We start from the raw sequence: 19852 nt of genomic DNA, 5'->3' as shown, positions 1-19852 counted from the left end.
TAGACTTCCCTGAACCCAAGATGGGTAGAGAGACCAAATGGGAAGGAAGACCCCACGGGCGATCGCAGCGGATCCCGATATAAAGTGGCTCTCATGACCCAACTCAGGGAATGGACTCCCGAAGATTAGACCGAGATCAAACCGGAATGAGTCACCGAAGCAAAGACGTTGCCCCTCGGGTTGCCACGAGTCCATTCCCGTTTAAAAATAAGCGTTATAAGGGTAAGAAGGACAATTTAGGGAATGGGACTGAAGCGACGAGAATTTTTACGCAGGGCAGGCGGCATCCTAGCCGGATTGGGAATTAGCGAGTCCATCATCTGGAAATCTAGCCAGCGCTATTACCAAGCTTTGGCAGCACCCGCCTCTGGCAAGTTGGCATTGTTAGTGGGGATCAACGCGTATCCGGGCTTAAATGCCCTTTCCGGTTGTGTCACCGATGTGGAACTGCAACGACAACTCCTGGTCGATCGGTTTGGGTTTAATCCCCGGGATATCGTCACCCTCACCGACGGACAAGCCACTCGGACCAATATTGAAGAAGCTTTTGTCAATCACCTGGGACAGCAAGCTACCAACGGGGATTTGGTGGTGTTCCACTTTAGTGGATATGGGCGGCGAATTAATTGGGACCAATCTACCACCGGATTGCAAACGAGTTTGATGCCTGTGGATGGGGGAACCGGCAGTGGGGGACAACCGGCCAATGATATTTTAGAGGCGACGTTGTGGGAACTGTTGCGATCGCTCAAAACTGACCGGGCGATCGCCGTCTTAGATACCAGCTACAGCTATCCAGGGACTAATCTCCAAGGAAATCTGCGAATTCGCTCCCAACAAGGGGTTCCCACGGGTAATCCGAGTGATGCCGAACTCGCCTTTTTGGAAACCATTAGCCCAAAACCTACCTTATTGTTTCCCCGATCGCCATCCTCCCTTAAAGGGGTGGTTTTAGCGGCCTCCGGTGCCAATCAACTCGCTACGGAAGGGCGATGGAATGGTTTTAGCGCCGGAGTCTTTACTTATGCCATCACGCAGCAACTGTGGTTAGCGACTCCAGCAAATACGCTCCAAGCTAGTCTCCAGAAAGCGTCTTGTGCCGTCCAGCAAATTGCAGGTTTTCCCCTGCAACAACCCCAACTGTTAAAAACTTTAGAAGCGCCACCGTCTGGGGAAGGGAACAATCCTCCCGATGAAACCTTACCGGGTTTTGCCTTTAATCAACCGAGTGCCGAGGGTGCGGTTACTGCTATAGAAGACAACGGTCAAACGGCAGTTTTATGGTTGGGAGGACTGCCGATCCAGGCGATCGACGCTTTAGAAGTTAATTCAATTTTCATCCCCGTTCCTTTAGGCGAAACAGACGCGTTATCCTACCGCTTACAGGTGCGATCGCGAGACGGATTAACCGTTAAAGCGCAAGTCTTAGGGGTTGAAAAATCAAACCCTCTGTCTTCTAACCCGGTGAAAATCGGTCAAGTCGTCCGAGAAGAAGTCCGGACAATCGCCCGTAACCTCAACTTGACCATTGCTTTAGATCCAGGATTGCAACGCATCGAACGGGTGGATGCCACCAGCGCTTTTGCTGCTATTCCCCGAGTGAGCACAGTGATTGCTGGAGAACAACCAGCAGATTATTTATTTGGACGGGCTCAAGAGGCAATGTTGGCGCAACTACCCAGTTCCGCCTTACCCCTGATTCCCCCTGGGAGTTATGCGCTGTTTTCCCTGGGAAAAAATTTGTTGTTGAATACGATGGGAGAACAGGGAGAAGCGATTAAATCCTCTGCACAACGGTTAGTTCCCCAACTGCAAACCTTACTGGCAACCAAATTATTGCGGTTGACGGCTAATGAGGGGTCTTCCCGGTTGGGAGTGCGGGTTAACTTGGAAACCTTGGGACCGGAAGCGAAGGCGATCGTCCAAAGCGAAACCCGTCGCGCCCCTTGGGAAGCCCCTGATTTATCTGCGGTTCCCCTGGCGCGGAATGGGAATAGTCCGTTAGGGGTTCCCTTGGGGAGTCGGATTCGCTATCGGGCCTTTAATTATAGCGATCGCCCAGTGTACTGCCTGGTGTTTTCCTTAGATAACAGTGGCAATGCGGTAGTGCTCTATCCCTCGGATGACCCGATCACGTCTAATAATGGACAAACTCAGCCTAGCTTAGAACAAAATCTGCTGCGTCCCGGGGAAACTCTAACGATTCCCACAGGTTCAGGGACAGGATCCTGGGTAGTGCATGGTCAAGCGGGATTAACAGAAACCCAAGTGATTTTTTCATCCAGTCCTTTTGCTAAAACCTTTTCCGCCTTATCCGGTTTGATGCGTCCCCAAGGGGATGCCCAACCCCTGATTCCCGTGACCAATCCCTTAGCGATCGCCCAAGCTATCTTACAGGACCTCCATACCGCCAGCATTGCCAGTCTCCCCAATGCCAACAGTTCCCCTGATCGCTGGGCGCTTCATGTGGATCATTGGGCTACTCTCAGCTTTATCTACCGTGCCATTTAACTTCAATGGCGAAGACAAACCGGGTTTTTCTCCCCATCTTTGGCAATTCCTAACCAATCTGGGTCCAAAACCCGGTTTCTTGTTCTGGAGATCTAAAACAGGACCGGCATGGCCTGCCCTCCCCTGTCTTTTTGGTAGTAGACTTAAAAGTGTTCAAGTGGGAAGATTAGGCCGAATGTTGTTTCGCTCGTTTCAGTTGTTCTCGTTCGATCGCCTCAAATAAAGCTTGAAAATTTCCTTCTCCAAATCCTGCCGCGCCCTCGCGACGCTCAATGACCTCAAAAAAGAAAGTCGGTTGTTCAAAAATGGGTTGAGTAAAGGTTTGTAGTAACAAGGAATCGGGGGTTTCAAGATGCCAATCTACTAAAATTTTTTTCCTTTGAATTTCCTGCCACTCTGCCGACTCTTCATCGAACCCCAGACGTTGGCGCAGGGTTGCATAATAGGTAGAGGGCACATCAATAAACGAGACTCCATTTTCCCGTAACTGGGCAATGGTTCTGAGAATATCAGTCGTTTTTAAGGCAATATGCTGAATCCCCGGACCGCGATTGAGTTCTAAAAATTCTTGAACTTGAGAAGTATTGGAGGTCGGTTCATTAATGGGAAACTGGATTAGACTATTGGGATAAATCATAACCTGGGAGTGTAATCCAGACCGTTCCGTTTGGATATCAAAGGTTTGCTGACCTTTAAATCCTAGAATTGTTTCATACCAAGTGAGGGCGGGTTTTAAGTCCCCTTTTTCCACATTTAAAACGAAATGGTCAATATTGAGATACAGGCTATTACCCAGAGGGTTAGGGGCGGGGAGAAAATTGCCCTGATCATAAATGGAGTTTTCATTGTATTCTTCGGTCCAAAAGGGATAAATTTCGGTGTAAATTCTGCCGGTTTTGGTCGCATCCCCGGGGGGACAACGTTGAATTAAGGTATGACTCAGTTCTCCCCATCCGGCAATTTTTGCCCATTTTAAGGGGTTAAAAGATAGGGGGTTTTCCTGTATGGGTTGTAAGACTTTTGCACCCGCTACAGCCGCTTGATCCAAGCAGGAGGCTAAATCCTGAACAGCAAAGGCGATATCTGCGACTCCCGGAGGATGGCGATCGAGATATTCCGCGACAGGAGAAGCAACAGATAAGGGGGAAGAGAGTGCAAACCGAACTAAACCACTTTGAATCAGTTCCGTGTGAGTTTCGGAATGGGTGAAACTGGCGATCGCCTCAAATCCGAGGCAATTTACGAACCAGTCCCGTTGTGCCGTAGCATCTTTAACGTAAAAGTGAATGTGATCGATTTCCATGAATCCGATATCACTGCCCTCAATGACTCTAATGCCCTTTAATTTTACTCGTTTCCTCAAAAAACGGCGGGGTTAAGGAGTTCGGGACACTAGGGCGATTTGATAGGCTTTTCCTATTTTTTTTAATTTAAATGCTTTAGATAAATCCAGGAAATGGGTTAATTTTCCTTTAATTTGCAAACGTTTCATCAGTTGTGTAATGGGAACACCATACTGAGCGTTAAATTCACTTGCTAGGGAGGAGAGAGGAATAAAATTTCCTGGAGAAGTTTCAGTTAATCGGACCAGTAATTCTATTAAACAGTCTTCTAAGTCTGCGGCGGAATTGATTATAAAAGAGGAGGAAGAACCGATGCCCGGAGTCACGGTGAATACTTGAGGAGGATGGCTGTGTTTTTCACGGATGATGATTTCACCCGTTTCGGGAGATGGGGTTAAGGAAAATCTGGAACTAGACTCTAAAAATTTACTAAAATTCCCCCCAAGTCCTAATTTTTTAATAATCCAATTCGGATTTTGACCATAGAGTTCTTTAAATTCTGAACCTAGCATCCCCGTAGAAATCGCCATGCCAGGATATTTTTTGTGCATAGAGGCGATCGCCCGTTCTAATGCCAGTTCAACTTCTTCTCTCCCATTAAACCCATTGTGAAGGGAATCTTGGGGCATGATAGGGGGTTTTAAACTTAGGGATTGCGGGGCAACATCCGGGATTGATTTTAACTCCAGGCAATCAAATAAAGCAATGTAAAGTTCGGGATCTCCAGGGACTTGATGAACTACAAAATCATCCGGGCGATCGCAAAAGATGTCCCGGGCTTTTTTTCCCGGTTCCGAGGCGATCGCCACCTGACTCAACGGGATTTGATAATGGTCCTGGAAAACTGCACAAACCCTGGAAAATTTAACCCACTGTTTACCGCTTTTTTTCTGTTCCCCTTGCAGAATTCCCTTGAAGGTTTTAACGCATTCTTCCACCGAAAGAACTGGGTTAATTTCTTCCCTGCCATAACTTTGAGTTTTACCCGTCTGTGTATTTAAAACTGTTAAAAATTTCCCCTGCTTGCGGACTAAATATACCGTTAATCCGTGAGTCTGAAGCGTTGTGCATAAATGAGTCATGACCCCATCGGATGAACAAACCAACACCTCTTTTGCATTGGGATAATGAACAAAAATAGAAGAACCCACCGTTGCCATTTTCACATCGGCACTGTCTTTACCTGGCGGAACATGAATCAGTTCATAATGACGCTTATGCAGTTGAACATCCTTTTTCCCCATTCTTTGCCAATTGGCGAAAGCAATTTTAATTTGTAAATCATAGTGACAGACTTGTTTTAAAAATTTTTCTGCTTCTTCATCTAAAGATAAATTTTCAGCATCTAAAAGTAAAATAGCAATTCCCCCTCCTGCCCTATGTTTAAAGGCATTAAATTGGGCGGCCATGCCCAAAGAAAGGGCTTCGGGCAGATTAAAACCCAAGCGCAGGGCAAATTGTGCCAAACTTTGAGTTTCCAAATCTGATTGAACCGCCAGGGTGCTAGGGGAAAGGGTGGATTCGGTAGGGACTATTGAAGCGGGAAATTGCAGTAAAGCTTGAAAATTGTGAATTAATTCTAAAAATTCATAAGATACAAAAAATGGAGATTTCATGAAAGATTCTAAAACTTTCATGAATTTGCGAACCAAAGTTTCTATATTTTGATTATGGGGCTGGAGTTCTATCGCAATTTTTGCGGATAACTTAGCGGGAAAGTCTGGGTGATGCCAGGAGTAATTTCTAAATTTTTCATTTAGCCATTCGGGATGGCGCTGATAGGCTATTAAAAGGGTTTTAGAGATTAAACGACTTAATGGCGCGATCGCCTCTAATAGCTGATTAGCAGTCAAACTCGGATCGTCTCGCATAGCGATTCCCGTAGAAAGTGACAGTATTCCATCATAATAAAAGACGATAGCTCGATTGATGGATAAACATGGCACGAGATTTACGGGAATTCCTGAACCTCTTAGAAACTAGGGGACAACTCCGGCGGATTACCACCTGCGTTGACCCGGATTTAGAGATAGCCGAGATTTCCAACCGGATGCTACAAGCAGGAGGACCAGCCCTCTTGTTCGAGAATGTTAAAGGATCAGCCCATCCCGTCGCAATCAACCTCTTAGGGACTGAGGAACGGGTTTGTTGGGCTATGAACATGGAAAAACCCCTAGAATTAGAGGAACTCGGGAGGAAACTGGCCCTCTTACAACAGCCTAAACCCCCGAAAAAAATTGCCCAGGCAGTCGAGTTTGGCAAAGTGCTCTTTGACGTCCTGAAAGCAAAACCTGGACGGGACTTTTTCCCCGCTTGTCAGCAAGTGGTGATTCAAGGGGATGACTTGGACTTAAACCAGTTACCCTTAATTCGTCCCTATTGCAAAGATGCAGGCAAAATTATCACTTTGGGATTGGTGATTACCAAAGATTGTGAGACGGGAACTCCTAATGTTGGGGTGTATCGCTTACAGTTGCAATCTCACAATACAATGACCGTGCATTGGCTATCGGTACGCGGTGGGGCCAGACATTTGCGAAAAGCCGCAGAACAGGGTAAAAAACTCGAAATTGCGATCGCCCTCGGTGTCGATCCCTTAATCATTATGGCCGCTGCCACCCCCATTCCCGTAGACCTTTCCGAATGGCTATTTGCCGGACTCTATGGCGGTTCTGGGGTCGCCCTCGCCAAATGTAAAACCGTAGATTTAGAAGTTCCAGCCGACTCAGAATTTGTCCTAGAGGGAACCATTACCCCGGGAGAAATCCTCCCTGATGGACCCTTTGGGGACCACATGGGCTATTATGGCGGGGTTGAAGATTCTCCCCTAGTCCGCTTTCACTGCATGACCCATCGCCAAAACCCGGTTTATCTGACCACTTTTAGCGGACGTCCCCCCAAAGAAGAAGCGATGATGGCGATCGCCCTCAATCGCATTTATACCCCTATTTTGCGACAACAAGTCTCAGAAATTGTAGACTTTTTCCTGCCAATGGAAGCCCTAAGTTACAAAGCGGCAATTATTTCCATTGATAAAGTTTATCCGGGCCAAGCGAGACGGGCTGCCTTAGCTTTTTGGAGTGCCTTACCCCAGTTTACTTACACCAAATTTGTGATTGTGGTGGATAAAGATATTAATATTCGTGACCCGCGCCAAGTGGTTTGGGCTATTTCCTCTAAAGTTGACCCCGTTCGCGATGTCTTTATTTTACCCAATACTCCTTTTGATAGTTTAGATTTTGCCAGTGAAAAAATTGGCTTAGGCGGACGCATGGGTATCGATGCCACTACCAAAATTCCTCCCGAAACCGAACATGAATGGGGAGAACCCTTAGAGTCAGATCCTGAAGTAGCAGCAATGGTCGAGCTCCGTTGGGCTGAGTATGGTTTAGCTGATTTAAAATTGGCCGAAGTTAACCCCAACTTATTTGGATATGACATTAACTAATGGGCTTAATTTAACTCTAAATTGAGTAACGATTTTACCCTTTTTTACCGTTCTTCCTCGACGGGGTAAAAACTCTAAGATCTAAGAATAGCCTCCAAGCGCAGGTTAAGTTAATGGCAGCCTTTGATACTTGATTTTAAAGGTTTCACGGCTAGAATTTCGCCCCAGGATATTCGGGCATATTTTTATGGAGTGTGAACATCTTGTTAACTCCAAAATAGTGAGTCAGATGCTTGCACTCCATAAATCTATTAACTGCTATCTAGCTTTTAAATCTGCTTCCTAGGACGCCAGCCCCATCTAAAAAAAATGCGGATAGAAAACTGATTATATGCCCAAGAGAAAATTGCTGAAGGCTACAGATTTTTTAAGAAAATCCGCTTGTCTTTTCCTGTTTTCTTCGGGGACTAGAAATCAACTAAAATTTTGATCCAAGCCCTGCCCTGGGTTTAAACGCTCTACCTTGGCACTTCTCTCGAAATCGGGTATCATCATTTTTAAGAAAAAAAATAAAAAGGGCCTTTTGTATCACTTGGGTGAGAACAGGGCGTGCAGTCAACAAAAATCAAAGAAAGACTGGGTGAATTGTGAACCAGCTTCGGTGGAGCAGAGTCACCAAAGAAGAACTCAGGGAGTCTCTGCACAATCCGGCTGATACAGGGTTTCAAAATAACGAAGGTCCAGCCAACGGCATCCGTGTGAAGACAACCAGGCACAAACCGCATCTATCCCAAAATCATGAATGATTCTACGTCAATTTTTAATAGAGGTATAGACTCCTATGGGGAGATAGACCCACTTTCAGGGGAGTTTTCCCCGAGAGCAAATCAAGAATCACTGTCCGATGGGGATGCACTCTGGCAGAGCCTGTCTGGTGATTTACCAGCGTCGTCGGAAGGGGAAAAAATTAGAATTTGGCAGGATAATTTAGACTGTCTCAGTCGCTTGGGACAGGGGACGAAACTGTTAATCGCAGCCGTTGAACCCCAAAATTTTAGCCTTTGTTATGGGAACCCAGCCTTGTGTCAACTGGCGGGAATTCAGCCGAGTCTGGATCAACAAAGCCAGGACGATCGCCAAATGTTGTTGCACCACCTGCTACAGGAACACCTAAGTGAAGGCGATCGCCAAGAGTTGGAACAGTTATATCGCCGTCAGGTGCTGTTGGGAATTCTGGGCGATCGCTATGGAGTTGACCTGAAAAGTCAGTTGGGATGGGATGAACCGGCGATCGTTAGCTTTAACAGCCCAAACTACTCAGAACCGAGGATGATTGAGTTTTGGGTGAATACAGCAGGACTTAAAATTATTCCCCTCGATCCTGCTCAAGATGAGTTCGCCGATTTACGCTTAGAACAGCACTCCAGACTCGAAAATCCCCAAAGCCTTACGGACCTCTGTACCCTGGAAAGCTTAGAACAGCGAGTCTGTTGGGAGAATTATCGCGTTGAGGGATTACTCCTGTTAGAAGGAGTAGATGTGACCATTCGGGAGAGCATTCGGCAGATTTCCCGGTTACTCATTAATACCCACTCGATTTTACGTCCCGATCGCTTTCGGCAAATTAATCAGCATCTCAAATCTCTGTTTAGATGTGACAACAGCTTTATCCTGAGTACAGAACGCGATCCAGTCCGCCTGTTTGTGGAAACGGAATCCAGAAACTTGAGGGTCACCAGTTATGCTCTCGACTCCCTCCAAGGGACCCACTTCCTCCAAGCGGCAGAAGCCAATCGCATCTGGAATGTCACGGATTTAAGTGCAGATTGGACCGGGGAATGCGAGAAGCAACTGGTGGAGGCGGGAGTGCGTTCTTTGTTATTAATCCCTCTGGTAGTCCAGGTGAGTGGTAATAATTCTGGATTAGCAAAGCGATCGCCTGCTCAATCCCAGCAAATGGTTGGATTAGTCGGGTTAACGAAGGCTCATCCCCATCACTTCCATCCCATCGATATTCGTCGCGCAGAGGAACTGGTTGCACCGTTTACAGTGGCATTGCGCCAAATTGTCCAACAACAGTTGACCCAATTTACTAATATTCATCCCTCTGTAGAATGGCGGTTTATTCAGGAGTTAGAACGGCGTAGTTGGGGATTGCCACCGGAGGCGATCGTCTTTCCAGAACTTTATCCCTTGTATGGGATATCAGATATTCGCGGGTCTTCTGACGAGCGCAACCGAGCGATTGAAGCTGATTTAATCCAACAGTTTCACTTAGGTTTAGCCGTAGTAGAAGCGGTTTGTGTCGCTGAGAAACAGAGTTTTGTAGAACAACTGAGACTGGATTTGTTAGAACGTATTCAGGGGATTCAACGGGGGGTGACCGTGGATGGAGAAGTCACCGCGATCGAGTATTTGAAAGAGCATCTGGAAGGGTATTTTGACTATTTTTCCCAATGTTCCCCCTTAGCAGCCGAAGCCGTGGCAACCTATCGAGCCGCTTGTGATAATGAACATGAGTGCGTTTATGTGGCGCGATCGCGCTATGACGAGACCGTAAATCAAATTAATGCGCGGTTAAGAGACACTTGGGAGATTTGGCAGGAGAAAATGCAAAAAATCATTCCCCATTACTGTGATGTGGAATGTAGTGATGGCATTGATCACATGATTTATGCAGGGGCAGCGATTAATCCATCCTTTTCCCGTTTTCATTTGCACAGTTTACGCTATGAACAACTTCGGGCCGTTTGTGATTGTGCCCGGGTAGCATTGAGAATTCAAGCGGATTACCAAACGACCCTAGAAGTAACTCATTTGGTTTTGGTGCAAGATTGCACCGTAGATATTTTTCATGATGAAAAGACCGAGAGACTTTTTGATGTTCGCGGAACCCGGGATACTCGTTATGAAATTGTCAAAAAACGCATTGACAAAGGAGTAGAAGCACAAACCGGCGATCGGATTACCCAACCCGGGATGTTAACCGTAGTCTACGCGACCAACAAAGAATGGGAAGAATATGAACAGTATTTGCGTTATTTGGCGAGGGAAGGTTGGGTAGCCGACAGAATTGATTTTGGCACCGTCGAACCGCAACCCGGAGTCTCTGGTCTCAAATTTGCCCGGGTTCGCATTTTACCCGAATCGAATTCATTGCCCGATCTGGCACTCAATGGCTCCCCCTATCCTGGCGAGTGAGGGGGTGGCGATCGGCGTTTTTTTGAGGGATTACAAACCCGGTTTCTTAGCAAAAATACTGATTATTTAGCCTCACAATTAAGGCCAGAAACCCGGTTTTTTGTCCTCCCGATTTAATCCAGTACCAATGCCCGAGGGTCTTGGTACAGTAGCGGGAAAACAACCCGGTTTCTTGACCCAATCCTAACCCCTTCACCACACCCCTTCACCACAAAGAGGGGCCAAAAACCCGGTTGATGGTCCCTGGGTTCTTAAAACTGAACCCATGCTCTAGGAAGACACAAAAGATCCAAAAGATCCAGATCAAAGATTGAGCCGCCTACCTCCAGACTTCTTGAATTTCTACAAGACCGAACTGACACAGAATCATCGATGATTGATGAGGCATCAAGGGTTGGGATCTACGGGGTTGCCCCTCCCCATAGTCTCAGTGCCTAAGTCCTAAAATTAGGATCGGGGCAAACCCTCGCGCCCCTCTCAACTCTGACGGATTGACAGCATTATGACATTTAGTCGATTTTCCAACCTTCCTCGGGTAATAGACGGCAACCTTTCAATCCCAAAGCGGGATTTTTTCGATAGTCTTCTTCTGGAATCCAAACCTGAACAGTTAAATCAGATTCTACCGAGTAGATATATTCGGCATTGGGGTCATAAGTCATGCTGACTTTCAGGTTAGAGAAATCATCTTCACAGATTTCAAAGCCGAAACGAACTACAATCTGGGCTACTAAGCACTCCGGTGTATCGTGGTATTCTCCAGCCGCCTCTCGTTCTTGGCAAAATTTACCTAGAAAGGGTTTGAGAATGCGTCGAACTTTGTCCGGCGCTCCATTTCTACTGGCATAGATAATTGCCGGATTTCCTTCTACAACGATTTGACAGGGTATAGACATGGGTGTGATTCCTACTCGTTCGGAAACGGTACCAAGACTTGCGGTACCGTTATCAACATAATATTTTGGCCTAAAGCCACCCCGTGCCGTTCATTTACACCGATGAAATTTTTACCAAGTCGTAAAAGACGACCCTTGATATAGCCGTTTTAACATCGATGATCTATTCGTCAGAGGAGGATGATTGGGCGTGAATGCAGCAGAACAGGTTAAAAATTTTGAACTCGCCAGCAAGATTGCGGCAGTTGTTAATCTTTTTAAGTTACAGTTTCCTGACGCCCGGGCGGATTTGAAACCCTGGGTGAATGACCCGAATACTCAGGAACTGGTGGATCCGGATTCGATTGACATTGGATTTCACTTTCCCGGTTGGAGTCGCTCATTGCAAAGTCGGAGTATTTTAGTGCAAATCCGGTTTCATGAGGACCCCTTGGATGGCGATCGCCGGGCGATCGGTGTGGAATCAGCCGGTTATGACCATCAAGGACAACAATGGCGATTTTCCACGGTTGAAGACTGGCGCTTTGTAGGGTCAACGGAGCCAGTTGCTGAAGTACAGGATAAGTTGAAAACCTTTTGTCAACAAACTTTTGAGTTGTTTAATGGGTAGTTTGGGATGGGAGAGATGGGGAGGATGGGGGAGATGGGGAGGATAGGGGAGTAGCTCTTTTGTCATGACGGAAGCCGTGACAGGGGCCTTCTGTGGCTATGCCGCTTGCCTGGTTCGGGGATTGGCGGCATAACCTTCAAGGGTGCTTGACTCACTTCAACCAAGTCACTAAGACATCTGCCCCATCTCTCCCATTCCTCATCTTGTCTATTTAAAGAGAAATAGCCTCTTCTTCGTCAGTTTCTAGTTCCCGCTCACGTCCATTGTAGTGGCGATCGCCATAGTCCCAGGTACTGCTTTGTCCTTGAACGCCATTAGCAATAATCCCCAAAATTCTGGTATTGCCCGTTTGCAGTTCAGCGATCGCTTGCTGGATGGCAGGTTTTTCCGTTTGCCCCATGCTGACGACTAACCCAATTCCATCAGTATAGGCGGCTAAAACTCGACCATCTACAACCCCTAGCAAGGGTGGGGTGTCATAAATCACCAGGTCAAATAAAGCGTGCCATTGCTGCATCAGGTTGTGCATTTTTTCAGAAGACAACAGCCGGATGGGGTCTGGGGGTGTCGCACCGGCAGTCAGGATGAACAGATTGGGTTCAACGGGCGATCGCTGAATGGCTTCATTCATATCCATTTCCGTCGCAATCAAATGGGTTAACCCTTGACGGTTGGATAATCCCAATCGTTTGTGTACTTGGGGCCAACGCAAGTCAGCATCTACAAGTAATACGCGCTGTCCCATTGAGGCAGCAGCTTCGGCGAGATTGACGGCTACCGTAGATTTACCTTCAGCGGGAATCGCAGAGGCGATCGCTACAGAGCGCAAAGGTTTCCCAGGAGTCAGAAAACGAATATTGGCATTGAGGGCGCGGAATGCTTCTAAAAAGCCAAAATCGCGGACATCTTGGAAGCCAGCACTGCCGCGAGCATCTGCAGAAGGAAGGGCAACCGAGCGATCGCTTGCCGGTATCAAACCTAAAATTGGCAAACGTGTAGCATCTTTTAAGTCTTCCGGGGAATGGAAGACATTATCCAAGCGCTCTGCTAATAATGCTGCCCCAAATCCCAACATCAACCCCAACATCGCCCCTAAAACCAGGTTCCGAGGCAGACTCGGCGAAACCGGAATCCACTCCCCGTCTTGGTTCCGAGGAATCGTTGCTTGGGAAATGATTTCCCACGGAACCTCTCGTTCCGCTGCATCCACTCGTAACCCTTCTCTACGGGCTAATAATTCGGTCAGAGTAGTGTTAGCAATTTGGAGTTCTCGCTGCAAATCCGTGTACTGGCGCAGAATCACCGGAAATTGTTCACGGTATTCACTTAACATTTTTGCCGCTTCCCCGAGCACTTGATTTCGCACTTGGAGGACTTGAATTTGGCTAGCAGCTTTGACCATTTCCTCAATCAAGCCCGTGCGAATCGTGTTTTGGAAGGGAGCTTGGGGGTTTCCCACTACCCCACCCGGTAGCTGACTCCCTAACACTTCTGAAGCTTCCTGTCCTAGCAGCAATTCGATAGTTCGTCGCTCTTCTAAGAGAACTTGAACTTGGGGTGAGTTGGGAGTAAACCGAGTTGATTCGGCAGCAATTTTATTTTCAAGTTCTTTGAGTCGATTGAGTCGAGCTTGATAGGTGGGAGCTTCACTTAAAACCGAAGCGGCGATCGCGGTCCCCGGTTCGAGTCCAATTTGTCGCCGCAACGTTTCATACAATTGTTGCTGCTGAACCAGTTGAGCTTGGGCCTCTAAAAGTTGGTCATCTAGTTTGGTCAGTTGTTCAGCCAGTTGTTCCCCTTGTAACTGGGGTTCAATAATGTTGTACTGCTGCCGAAATTTCTGAAGTTGTTCTTGTAGGGTATCCACCCGCTGCCGTAACTGTGGCAGTTGGTCTTCAATAAATTGAATCCCCTGACTAATATTACTCTTGCGGTCTTCTAAGCTATATCGCAGGTAAGAATTTTGGAGTGTTTCCAACACAAATTGAATTTTTTCCGGTTCCGGGTCTCGGTATCGGACTTCGAGAATTTTAGTAGTTTTATTGAAGCGATCAAGCGCGAGGGGCGGTTTCTTGCCCTCAATCAGGGAAGTATAGTCTAGTTCGGGATAGCGAGCTTGGATCTGCTGAACGATTGGGTCCATCAGTTTAGGACTTTGTAAAACAGCCAGTTGGCTATCATAATCCAAGCCCGAACTTTGTCCTTGCAGAAATTGTCCTCCGAGACCCCCTGTCAGTGCAGAAATCCGAGAAAAATTATCATCTTGACTGGTGACGGGCTCCACCAAAATTTGAAACTTGCCTTCATACTCAGGGGTTTGGTTGGCAGTCCAGACAGCAACACCACCAGTGACGAGAGTCGCAACGCCCAGAATCACAAAGGCTCGACGACGAATCACGGCAAATAGCTGACCGAGGTCCAATTCTTCCTCATCTGGATCCTGGAATTCAGCCATATAAGGCATCGGCACGAACTGTGACGGATTGCCCGGTTGGTGAAGAGTTAACGGCTGAGGATTGGGTGCGCTCTCCATGTCAATCTTGGGTGATGGTGTGTTCCTTCGTATCGTAGCAGTCTCGTTAGAGGATTGTGGCATTAATGAGGAAAGGTTATTTGAGAACCCGAGCGATCGGGTCCTCAACCTTTCCTGGAAAACGTCTCAATGCTGCTACAGTCTTCGATAAATAGTACAGTTAACGGCTTTCTGGATCAAACTTGTGGCTAATTCGTAGAAATTTTTTCAAGAAACCCGCTTTGTCTTCTCCATACTGTACACAAGCCCTAGAACAAATTAAAAAATCGCAAGATTCCAAACAGCGAGAATACGGAATTGGTCACTTGCCCGATCGGGCTGACTCTATCTCCGAATTTAGCTAACCCGGTACGCCCAACCACAATCACATCATTATTTCGTAGAATGGGGTTAGTCCCTTCATCAAGTCCCTGCGCAAAATCAATAGGAATGGTTTGCCGAGACACCGTGCCGTTGGGGTTTAACCGAATGAGTTCCACTTCATCCTTTTCCGCCCGGGTATTATTAAATCCTCCCGCTACCAAAATCGCCTGGTTTAATGAAGCATTGGGAGGTAATTCCACCAGTCCAGGTTCCTGAATTTCACCCACAATATTCACTTGAATCCGATTGGGGGAGAAACTCGCCGTTGCCAGTCTGGGGGCTTCGGCTAAATCAATATTAGTGGCGGTTTGGACCACGATCGTATCCCCTTGTTGCAGCAGAACATCTTGGTTCAAGTTGCCATTTTCCAAGAGTTCCCACAGATTCACATCAATAATTTGTTGGGTACCATTGTTGCGTTGTCGTAGAACTTGAATCCGACGAATATCAGCAGTCGGGGTAATGCCGCCAGCAATTTTGATGGCTCGTGTGACTGTAGGAAGTCCCACAATTTCACCGCCAGTATTGGTGGTGTTCAGATTCTGGGCGTCCCCAGTGGCACTGACATCCTCCCCGGAAACCGTATAGGTTCCAGGACGGTTGACCTCTCCCACGATCGCAATATTCAGGGGAGTAGAGGTACTCGCCGCAAAGTTAGCCGTCGCAATGCGAGACGTTTCTAATGGATTGGGGTTACTTGCAGTTGGCACTTCAATCGTATCCCCTTGTTGGAGAATAATATCTTGGCTGAAATCTCCGCGATCAAGCATTTCCCATAAATTCACTACAATCGTTTGAGGAGAACCAGCTTTCGGGCGACGGTTGACCCGGATTTCGCGAATATCTGCGGATAAAGTGACTCCCCCTGCCGTTTGCAAGGCACGGGTGACTGTCAGGAGTCCCCCCGCTTCGTCCACTCGCGTTACAGTATATGAGCCTGGACGAGTAACTTCTCCAGACACAGCAATATTGACCGGTTGATTTGGACTACCTGCAAAACTGGCTTCAGCTAATAGGGTAGATTCTGCGGCATTAAAGCCTGTGCCGGTAGGGACATAAATGGTATCCCCTTGTTGAAGAATAATATCTTGGCTGAGATCTCCTTGGCGCAGCAATGCCCAGAGGTTGACTGGGATCCGTCGTGCTGGACCTGCCAAGGGTTGGCGCAACACTTGAATTTCGCCTAGCTGGGCTGACTGTGTAACCCCACCCGCAGTTTGTAAAGCTCGGGTTACAGTTAACAGTCCCCCTGTCTCATCCATTCTCGTAACGGTGTACGAACCTGGACGGGTGACTTCACCCACTACGGCAATATTAACCGGTTGGCTGGGGTCTCCGGCAAAATTGGCTTGGGCTAATCGAGCCGATTCTGCAGGACTAAATCCACTGCCCGTGGGTACATAAATCGTATCTCCTTGTTGGAGAATAATATCTTGGCTAATATCTCCGTTTAGAAGCTGCCAGAGATTTACCGATAGGATTTGGGCTGGTCCAGATTTTGGTTGTCGTCGCACTTGAATCTGACCCACCTCTGCGGATTGGGTTACCCCTCCGGCAGTTTGTAAGGCACGGGTTAGGGTCAGGAGTCCCCCAGTTTCAGTGTCTCCGGCTACGGTGTAAGAACCAGGTTTATTAATTTCCCCAACTACAGCAATATTGATTGGTTGCGAGGAATCCCCTGAAATGCTAGCTTCGGCAAGCTGACGCGCATCGTTGGCATTAATGTTGGGATCGGGAGGAATAAAAATGGTATCGCCATCACGAATCGTCACATCTTGGCTGAGGTCCCCCAACTGGACTAGAGTAGTGAGGTCAATGGTAATCAGTTGATTTGGCCCCCCTCTAGTCCGACGCAGAAGCTGTACCTGACGGATATTCGCTGTGGAGGTAATGCCTCCAGCCCTTTCAATGGCTGTGGTGATTGTGGGCCTTTGGCTACCACCGACCTCATTCATGGGGATGATATAGGACCCAGGTCGTCTGACTTCTCCGGAAATTCCCACTTGAACGGGACGACGCTCCATGAGAGAGATAGTCAGGAATTCTGGTCGTTGTAGGTAGGGAGCATAGAGGTTTCTGAGTCTGCCAGCAGCTTGTTCTAAGGTTAGTCCTTCTACTGAAACGCTGCCGACTAAGGGCAGATTTAAGGTGCCATCGACTAAGACTTGGTGTTGTCCATTTTCTCCGCTGTATTCGGGGACGTTAAAAATATCGATTTGAATGCGATCGCCAGGACCAAGGGTATAAGCTTCTTGGAAGACTGCTCCTTGGGCTAGGAGTTGGGATTCCGTTCTTGGTTCTACCGACGGCTGTGCAATTGCCGGGAGTGCTGTGATCACGGCGAGCAATACTGAGAAGGTCAACCGAGAGACTGACTGGGCGATCTGTGGACTGAGGTCCTGTCTGCTAGACCAAAGATAAGAATGAGATGGGGTAGAAGAGGACTCTAGACTGAACATATTTTTAAAAATGGATTGGTCACTTAATAATTTATGTAGGGAAACGGGAATTGAGCAATGATGGGGGTCGATATAGAACCTCGGATTTTTTCGGAATCATGCCCGACTAATAGATCAACTTGGAAAAGTAGAATATGATACCCGAAATGGATTGGAGGTCCGAAACCCAAAGCCATTGAGAGCAGGGCGATCGCCCTACTTTATCAGGTGATCCCGCTTAAGTTCAACTAGATATGAGGTTTTCATCTCATTCTACATAGCGAAAATTTCTCCTCCTGAAGCTTAAGCCTCAAGATGATCTTTCTTAAAACAATTACGGTAGGGTAACGCTATCACTGGCAGCACTTCTTCCCTCTACAGGCAGAGTCGAAAACACAGTGGCTTCATTTTTTCCAGCACTGTTCAGTTTTGAAGGGCCAAGACCCTTGGGTTCTTCTAAATTAGACAGAGATGTTAAACGTGGAGAGCGAAAGCCTACAGAGGAAGGCTGATACTCAGGAACTAGGCGTTGCAATTCGGCTCGAATTGCTAGCACATCATCGGTGCGAGTTTTTTGTACCAGAGCCTCTAAAAGGGGCTGCAAAAATTCCCAGTGAATTTTTGCTTCTTGAGCACAGAAGATTTTAGGATGCTGAGTGGGCCTAGCTTTAGCACTATCAACCAACAATTCTTCATGAAGCTTTTCTCCCGGTCTTAATCCGGTAATTTTAATATCAATATCCTTTCCGGGTACTAAACCACTCAACTGAATCATCTGCATGGCTAGATCATAAATCCGCACGGGTTCGCCCATATCTAACAAGAAGATTTCTCCTCGTTTTCCCATTGCTCCTGCCTGAATTACCAAGCGGGCTGCTTCGGGAATAGACATAAAATAACGAGTCATCTCCGGATGAGTGACGGTGATGGCTTGACCCTCAGCGATTTGCTTGCGAAATCGAGGAACAACTGAGCCACTACTATCTAGGACGTTGCCAAACCTAACGATGGTAAAGCTTGTGGAAATACCCGACCGCTCCGCTAAAGCTTGAACAATCAATTCCGCCACCCGTTTGCTGGCTCCCATGATATTAGTGGGACGAACCGCTTTATCTGTAGAAATTAAAACAAAATTAGCTACCCCACAATCGATCGCACAGCGCACTGTAGTCCAGGTCCCGACGACATTATTAATAATTCCTGGAGAAGGATTAGCCTCGACCAAGGGAACGTGTTTATAGGCTGCGGCATGGTAAATGGTATCCACTTGATATTTGGTCAGGACTCCAGCCAGTCGCTTCTCATCATTGACTGATCCTAAACAAGCCACACGCTTGAGGGTGGGATAAGCCTCGGCTAATTCCATATCAATGCTATAAAGGGCAAATTCCCCTAATTCATACAGCACTAAGCATTTCGGCTGTTGTTGAGCAATTTGGCGGCATAATTCTGAGCCAATGGAACCACCAGATCCAGTAACCAAAACCGTTTTGCCCGTGATATTCATCCGCAGCAATTCAGGATCGGGGATGACTTCTTCTCGACCGAGGAGGTCAGCAATATCGATATTTCTAATTTCACTGATAGAAACCTGACCGGATAAAATTTCACCAATACAGGGAACAGTTTTGACTGGCAGAGACAAGAACTGTAGGCCTTCTAAAATTTGCCGCTTTCTGATGCGATCAATCGAAGGCATCGCTAATAAAATGGTATCAAAAGGCTTTTGAAGTTGGAGTCGCGGTAATGATGTGGGAGAGTAAACCGGGAGTCCCTGAATATTCTGGTTGGCTAAAGAGGGGTCATCATCCACAAAAGCAACAGGTTGATAGCTGGGGTGATGAGCAAGGGATTGAGCCAGTTGCGACCCCGCAGAACCCGCACCATAAATCACAATCCGTTCCGGGGTTTGATTTTGCCGGGTCAGACCCATGACAGTATTTACCAACCATCGCAAAGACAGACGCACTCCTACTACCAATAACAGGGTAAGTAAAGCATCATTGAGGAGAACCGAGCGCGGAAGCTGAAGAAACTCAAATAAATAGGCCAGCAGGACAAAAGCGCCGGAACTGAACAGCACCGCTTTTGTAGCAGTTAATAAAAATTCCAAGCCTGCATACCGCAGCACGGGGCGGTACATTCCCGTCACCAGGAAGACCAAAGGCTTGATCACGATTAGAAGTAGAATTAGCCACAAATAGGGCCAGGTTTGTTGAACAGGAAACATATCGCTGAACCGGAGTCCAAATGCCCCATAGATGGCGACCAGAAAGACTGCGGTATCCAGACTCAACAGGATCAGACGTTTCTGGGGCCTTGAGAGGGAAGCAGCGACGGACTGAAAGGCAGTCCCTAGGTTGTTGATTAGCCAGTTTTGGGTCATGGGAACAGTATAAATTCCATAACGCTCGTTATGCTTGGACTGGGATCCGTGGGATTTGAGAGCCACTTTCATAGAGATCTATGAATTTCCCGGATTGCTGAGAGTTCCCTCAATCCCCGATTACCGGATCCAGACGAGGGGGTAAGGGACGATTTGCAACCAATCTTCAAAAGCTCTGTTGAT

10 protein-coding genes are annotated in these 19852 nt (G+C 47.3%); 4 read left to right on the top strand and 6 right to left on the bottom strand.

Annotated elements, in window-relative coordinates; translation table 11 throughout:
- The first annotated feature begins 243 nt into the window (after window positions 1-243).
- On the top strand, window positions 244-2511 hold the full coding sequence (locus NG796_RS10060; protein ID WP_261206387.1) for a caspase family protein: 2268 nt from the start codon (window positions 244-246) through the stop codon (window positions 2509-2511).
- Between the two features lie 166 nt (window positions 2512-2677).
- On the opposite strand, the gene hppD is transcribed toward NG796_RS10060, so the two are convergent.
- Complete coding sequence (gene hppD, locus NG796_RS10055; protein WP_261206386.1) at window positions 2678-3814, bottom strand: 4-hydroxyphenylpyruvate dioxygenase; 1137 nt, start codon at window positions 3812-3814, stop codon at window positions 2678-2680.
- Window positions 3815-3886: 72 nt separating this feature from the next.
- The gene (locus NG796_RS10050; RefSeq protein WP_261206385.1) at window positions 3887-5725 is read right to left on the bottom strand and encodes an NYN domain-containing protein; all 1839 of its coding nucleotides are present in this window, start codon (window positions 5723-5725) and stop codon (window positions 3887-3889) included.
- Between the two features lie 68 nt (window positions 5726-5793).
- On the opposite strand from NG796_RS10050, the gene NG796_RS10045 reads away from it, so the two are divergent.
- Both NG796_RS10045 and NG796_RS10040 read left to right on the top strand, forming a co-directional pair.
- Window positions 5794-7302: a UbiD family decarboxylase gene (locus tag NG796_RS10045; protein WP_261206384.1), complete on the top strand. Its 1509-nt coding sequence runs from the start codon at window positions 5794-5796 to the stop codon at window positions 7300-7302.
- Between the two features lie 738 nt (window positions 7303-8040).
- Window positions 8041-10443, top strand: a complete 2403-nt coding sequence (locus tag NG796_RS10040; RefSeq protein ID WP_261206383.1) for a GAF domain-containing protein — start codon at window positions 8041-8043, stop codon at window positions 10441-10443.
- A gap of 509 nt (window positions 10444-10952) precedes the next feature.
- Here the strand turns inward: NG796_RS10040 and NG796_RS10035 are convergent.
- Window positions 10953-11339 (bottom strand): histidine kinase, encoded by a 387-nt coding sequence (locus NG796_RS10035; RefSeq protein WP_261206379.1) that lies wholly within the window; start codon window positions 11337-11339, stop codon window positions 10953-10955.
- A gap of 190 nt (window positions 11340-11529) precedes the next feature.
- On the opposite strand from NG796_RS10035, the gene NG796_RS10030 reads away from it, so the two are divergent.
- Window positions 11530-11949: a hypothetical protein gene (locus NG796_RS10030; protein ID WP_261206377.1), complete on the top strand. Its 420-nt coding sequence runs from the start codon at window positions 11530-11532 to the stop codon at window positions 11947-11949.
- A 211-nt stretch (window positions 11950-12160) separates the two neighbouring features.
- On the opposite strand, the gene NG796_RS10025 is transcribed toward NG796_RS10030, so the two are convergent.
- The 3 genes from NG796_RS10025 to NG796_RS10015 form a co-directional block, all read right to left on the bottom strand.
- The gene (locus tag NG796_RS10025) at window positions 12161-14482 is read right to left on the bottom strand and encodes a GumC family protein (protein ID WP_261206375.1); all 2322 of its coding nucleotides are present in this window, start codon (window positions 14480-14482) and stop codon (window positions 12161-12163) included.
- A 248-nt stretch (window positions 14483-14730) separates the two neighbouring features.
- Window positions 14731-17184, bottom strand: a complete 2454-nt coding sequence (locus NG796_RS10020) for an SLBB domain-containing protein (protein ID WP_261206374.1) — start codon at window positions 17182-17184, stop codon at window positions 14731-14733.
- A 433-nt stretch (window positions 17185-17617) separates the two neighbouring features.
- Window positions 17618-19741 (bottom strand): polysaccharide biosynthesis protein, encoded by a 2124-nt coding sequence (locus tag NG796_RS10015; RefSeq protein ID WP_261206373.1) that lies wholly within the window; start codon window positions 19739-19741, stop codon window positions 17618-17620.
- Window positions 19742-19852 lie beyond the last annotated feature (111 nt).

Source organism: Laspinema sp. D2d (assembly GCF_025370755.1).
GTDB lineage: Bacteria > Cyanobacteriota > Cyanobacteriia > Cyanobacteriales > Laspinemataceae > Laspinema.
This window is presented reverse-complemented; position numbering and strand designations above follow the sequence as displayed.

What these genes read in the sequence shown, in the direction of transcription:
- NG796_RS10040 (WP_261206383.1), top strand. Translation starts at nt 8,041, where the DNA reads ATGAATGATTCTACGTCAATTTTTAATAGAGGTATAGACTCCTATGGG.
- NG796_RS10050 (WP_261206385.1), bottom strand. Translation starts at nt 5,725, where the DNA reads ATGCGAGACGATCCGAGTTTGACTGCTAATCAGCTATTAGAGGCGATC.
- hppD (WP_261206386.1), bottom strand. Translation starts at nt 3,814, where the DNA reads ATGGAAATCGATCACATTCACTTTTACGTTAAAGATGCTACGGCACAA.
- NG796_RS10025 (WP_261206375.1), bottom strand. Translation starts at nt 14,482, where the DNA reads ATGGAGAGCGCACCCAATCCTCAGCCGTTAACTCTTCACCAACCGGGC.
- NG796_RS10015 (WP_261206373.1), bottom strand. Translation starts at nt 19,741, where the DNA reads ATGAAAGTGGCTCTCAAATCCCACGGATCCCAGTCCAAGCATAACGAG.
- NG796_RS10035 (WP_261206379.1), bottom strand. Translation starts at nt 11,339, where the DNA reads ATGTCTATACCCTGTCAAATCGTTGTAGAAGGAAATCCGGCAATTATC.
- NG796_RS10060 (WP_261206387.1), top strand. Translation starts at nt 244, where the DNA reads ATGGGACTGAAGCGACGAGAATTTTTACGCAGGGCAGGCGGCATCCTA.
- NG796_RS10045 (WP_261206384.1), top strand. Translation starts at nt 5,794, where the DNA reads ATGGCACGAGATTTACGGGAATTCCTGAACCTCTTAGAAACTAGGGGA.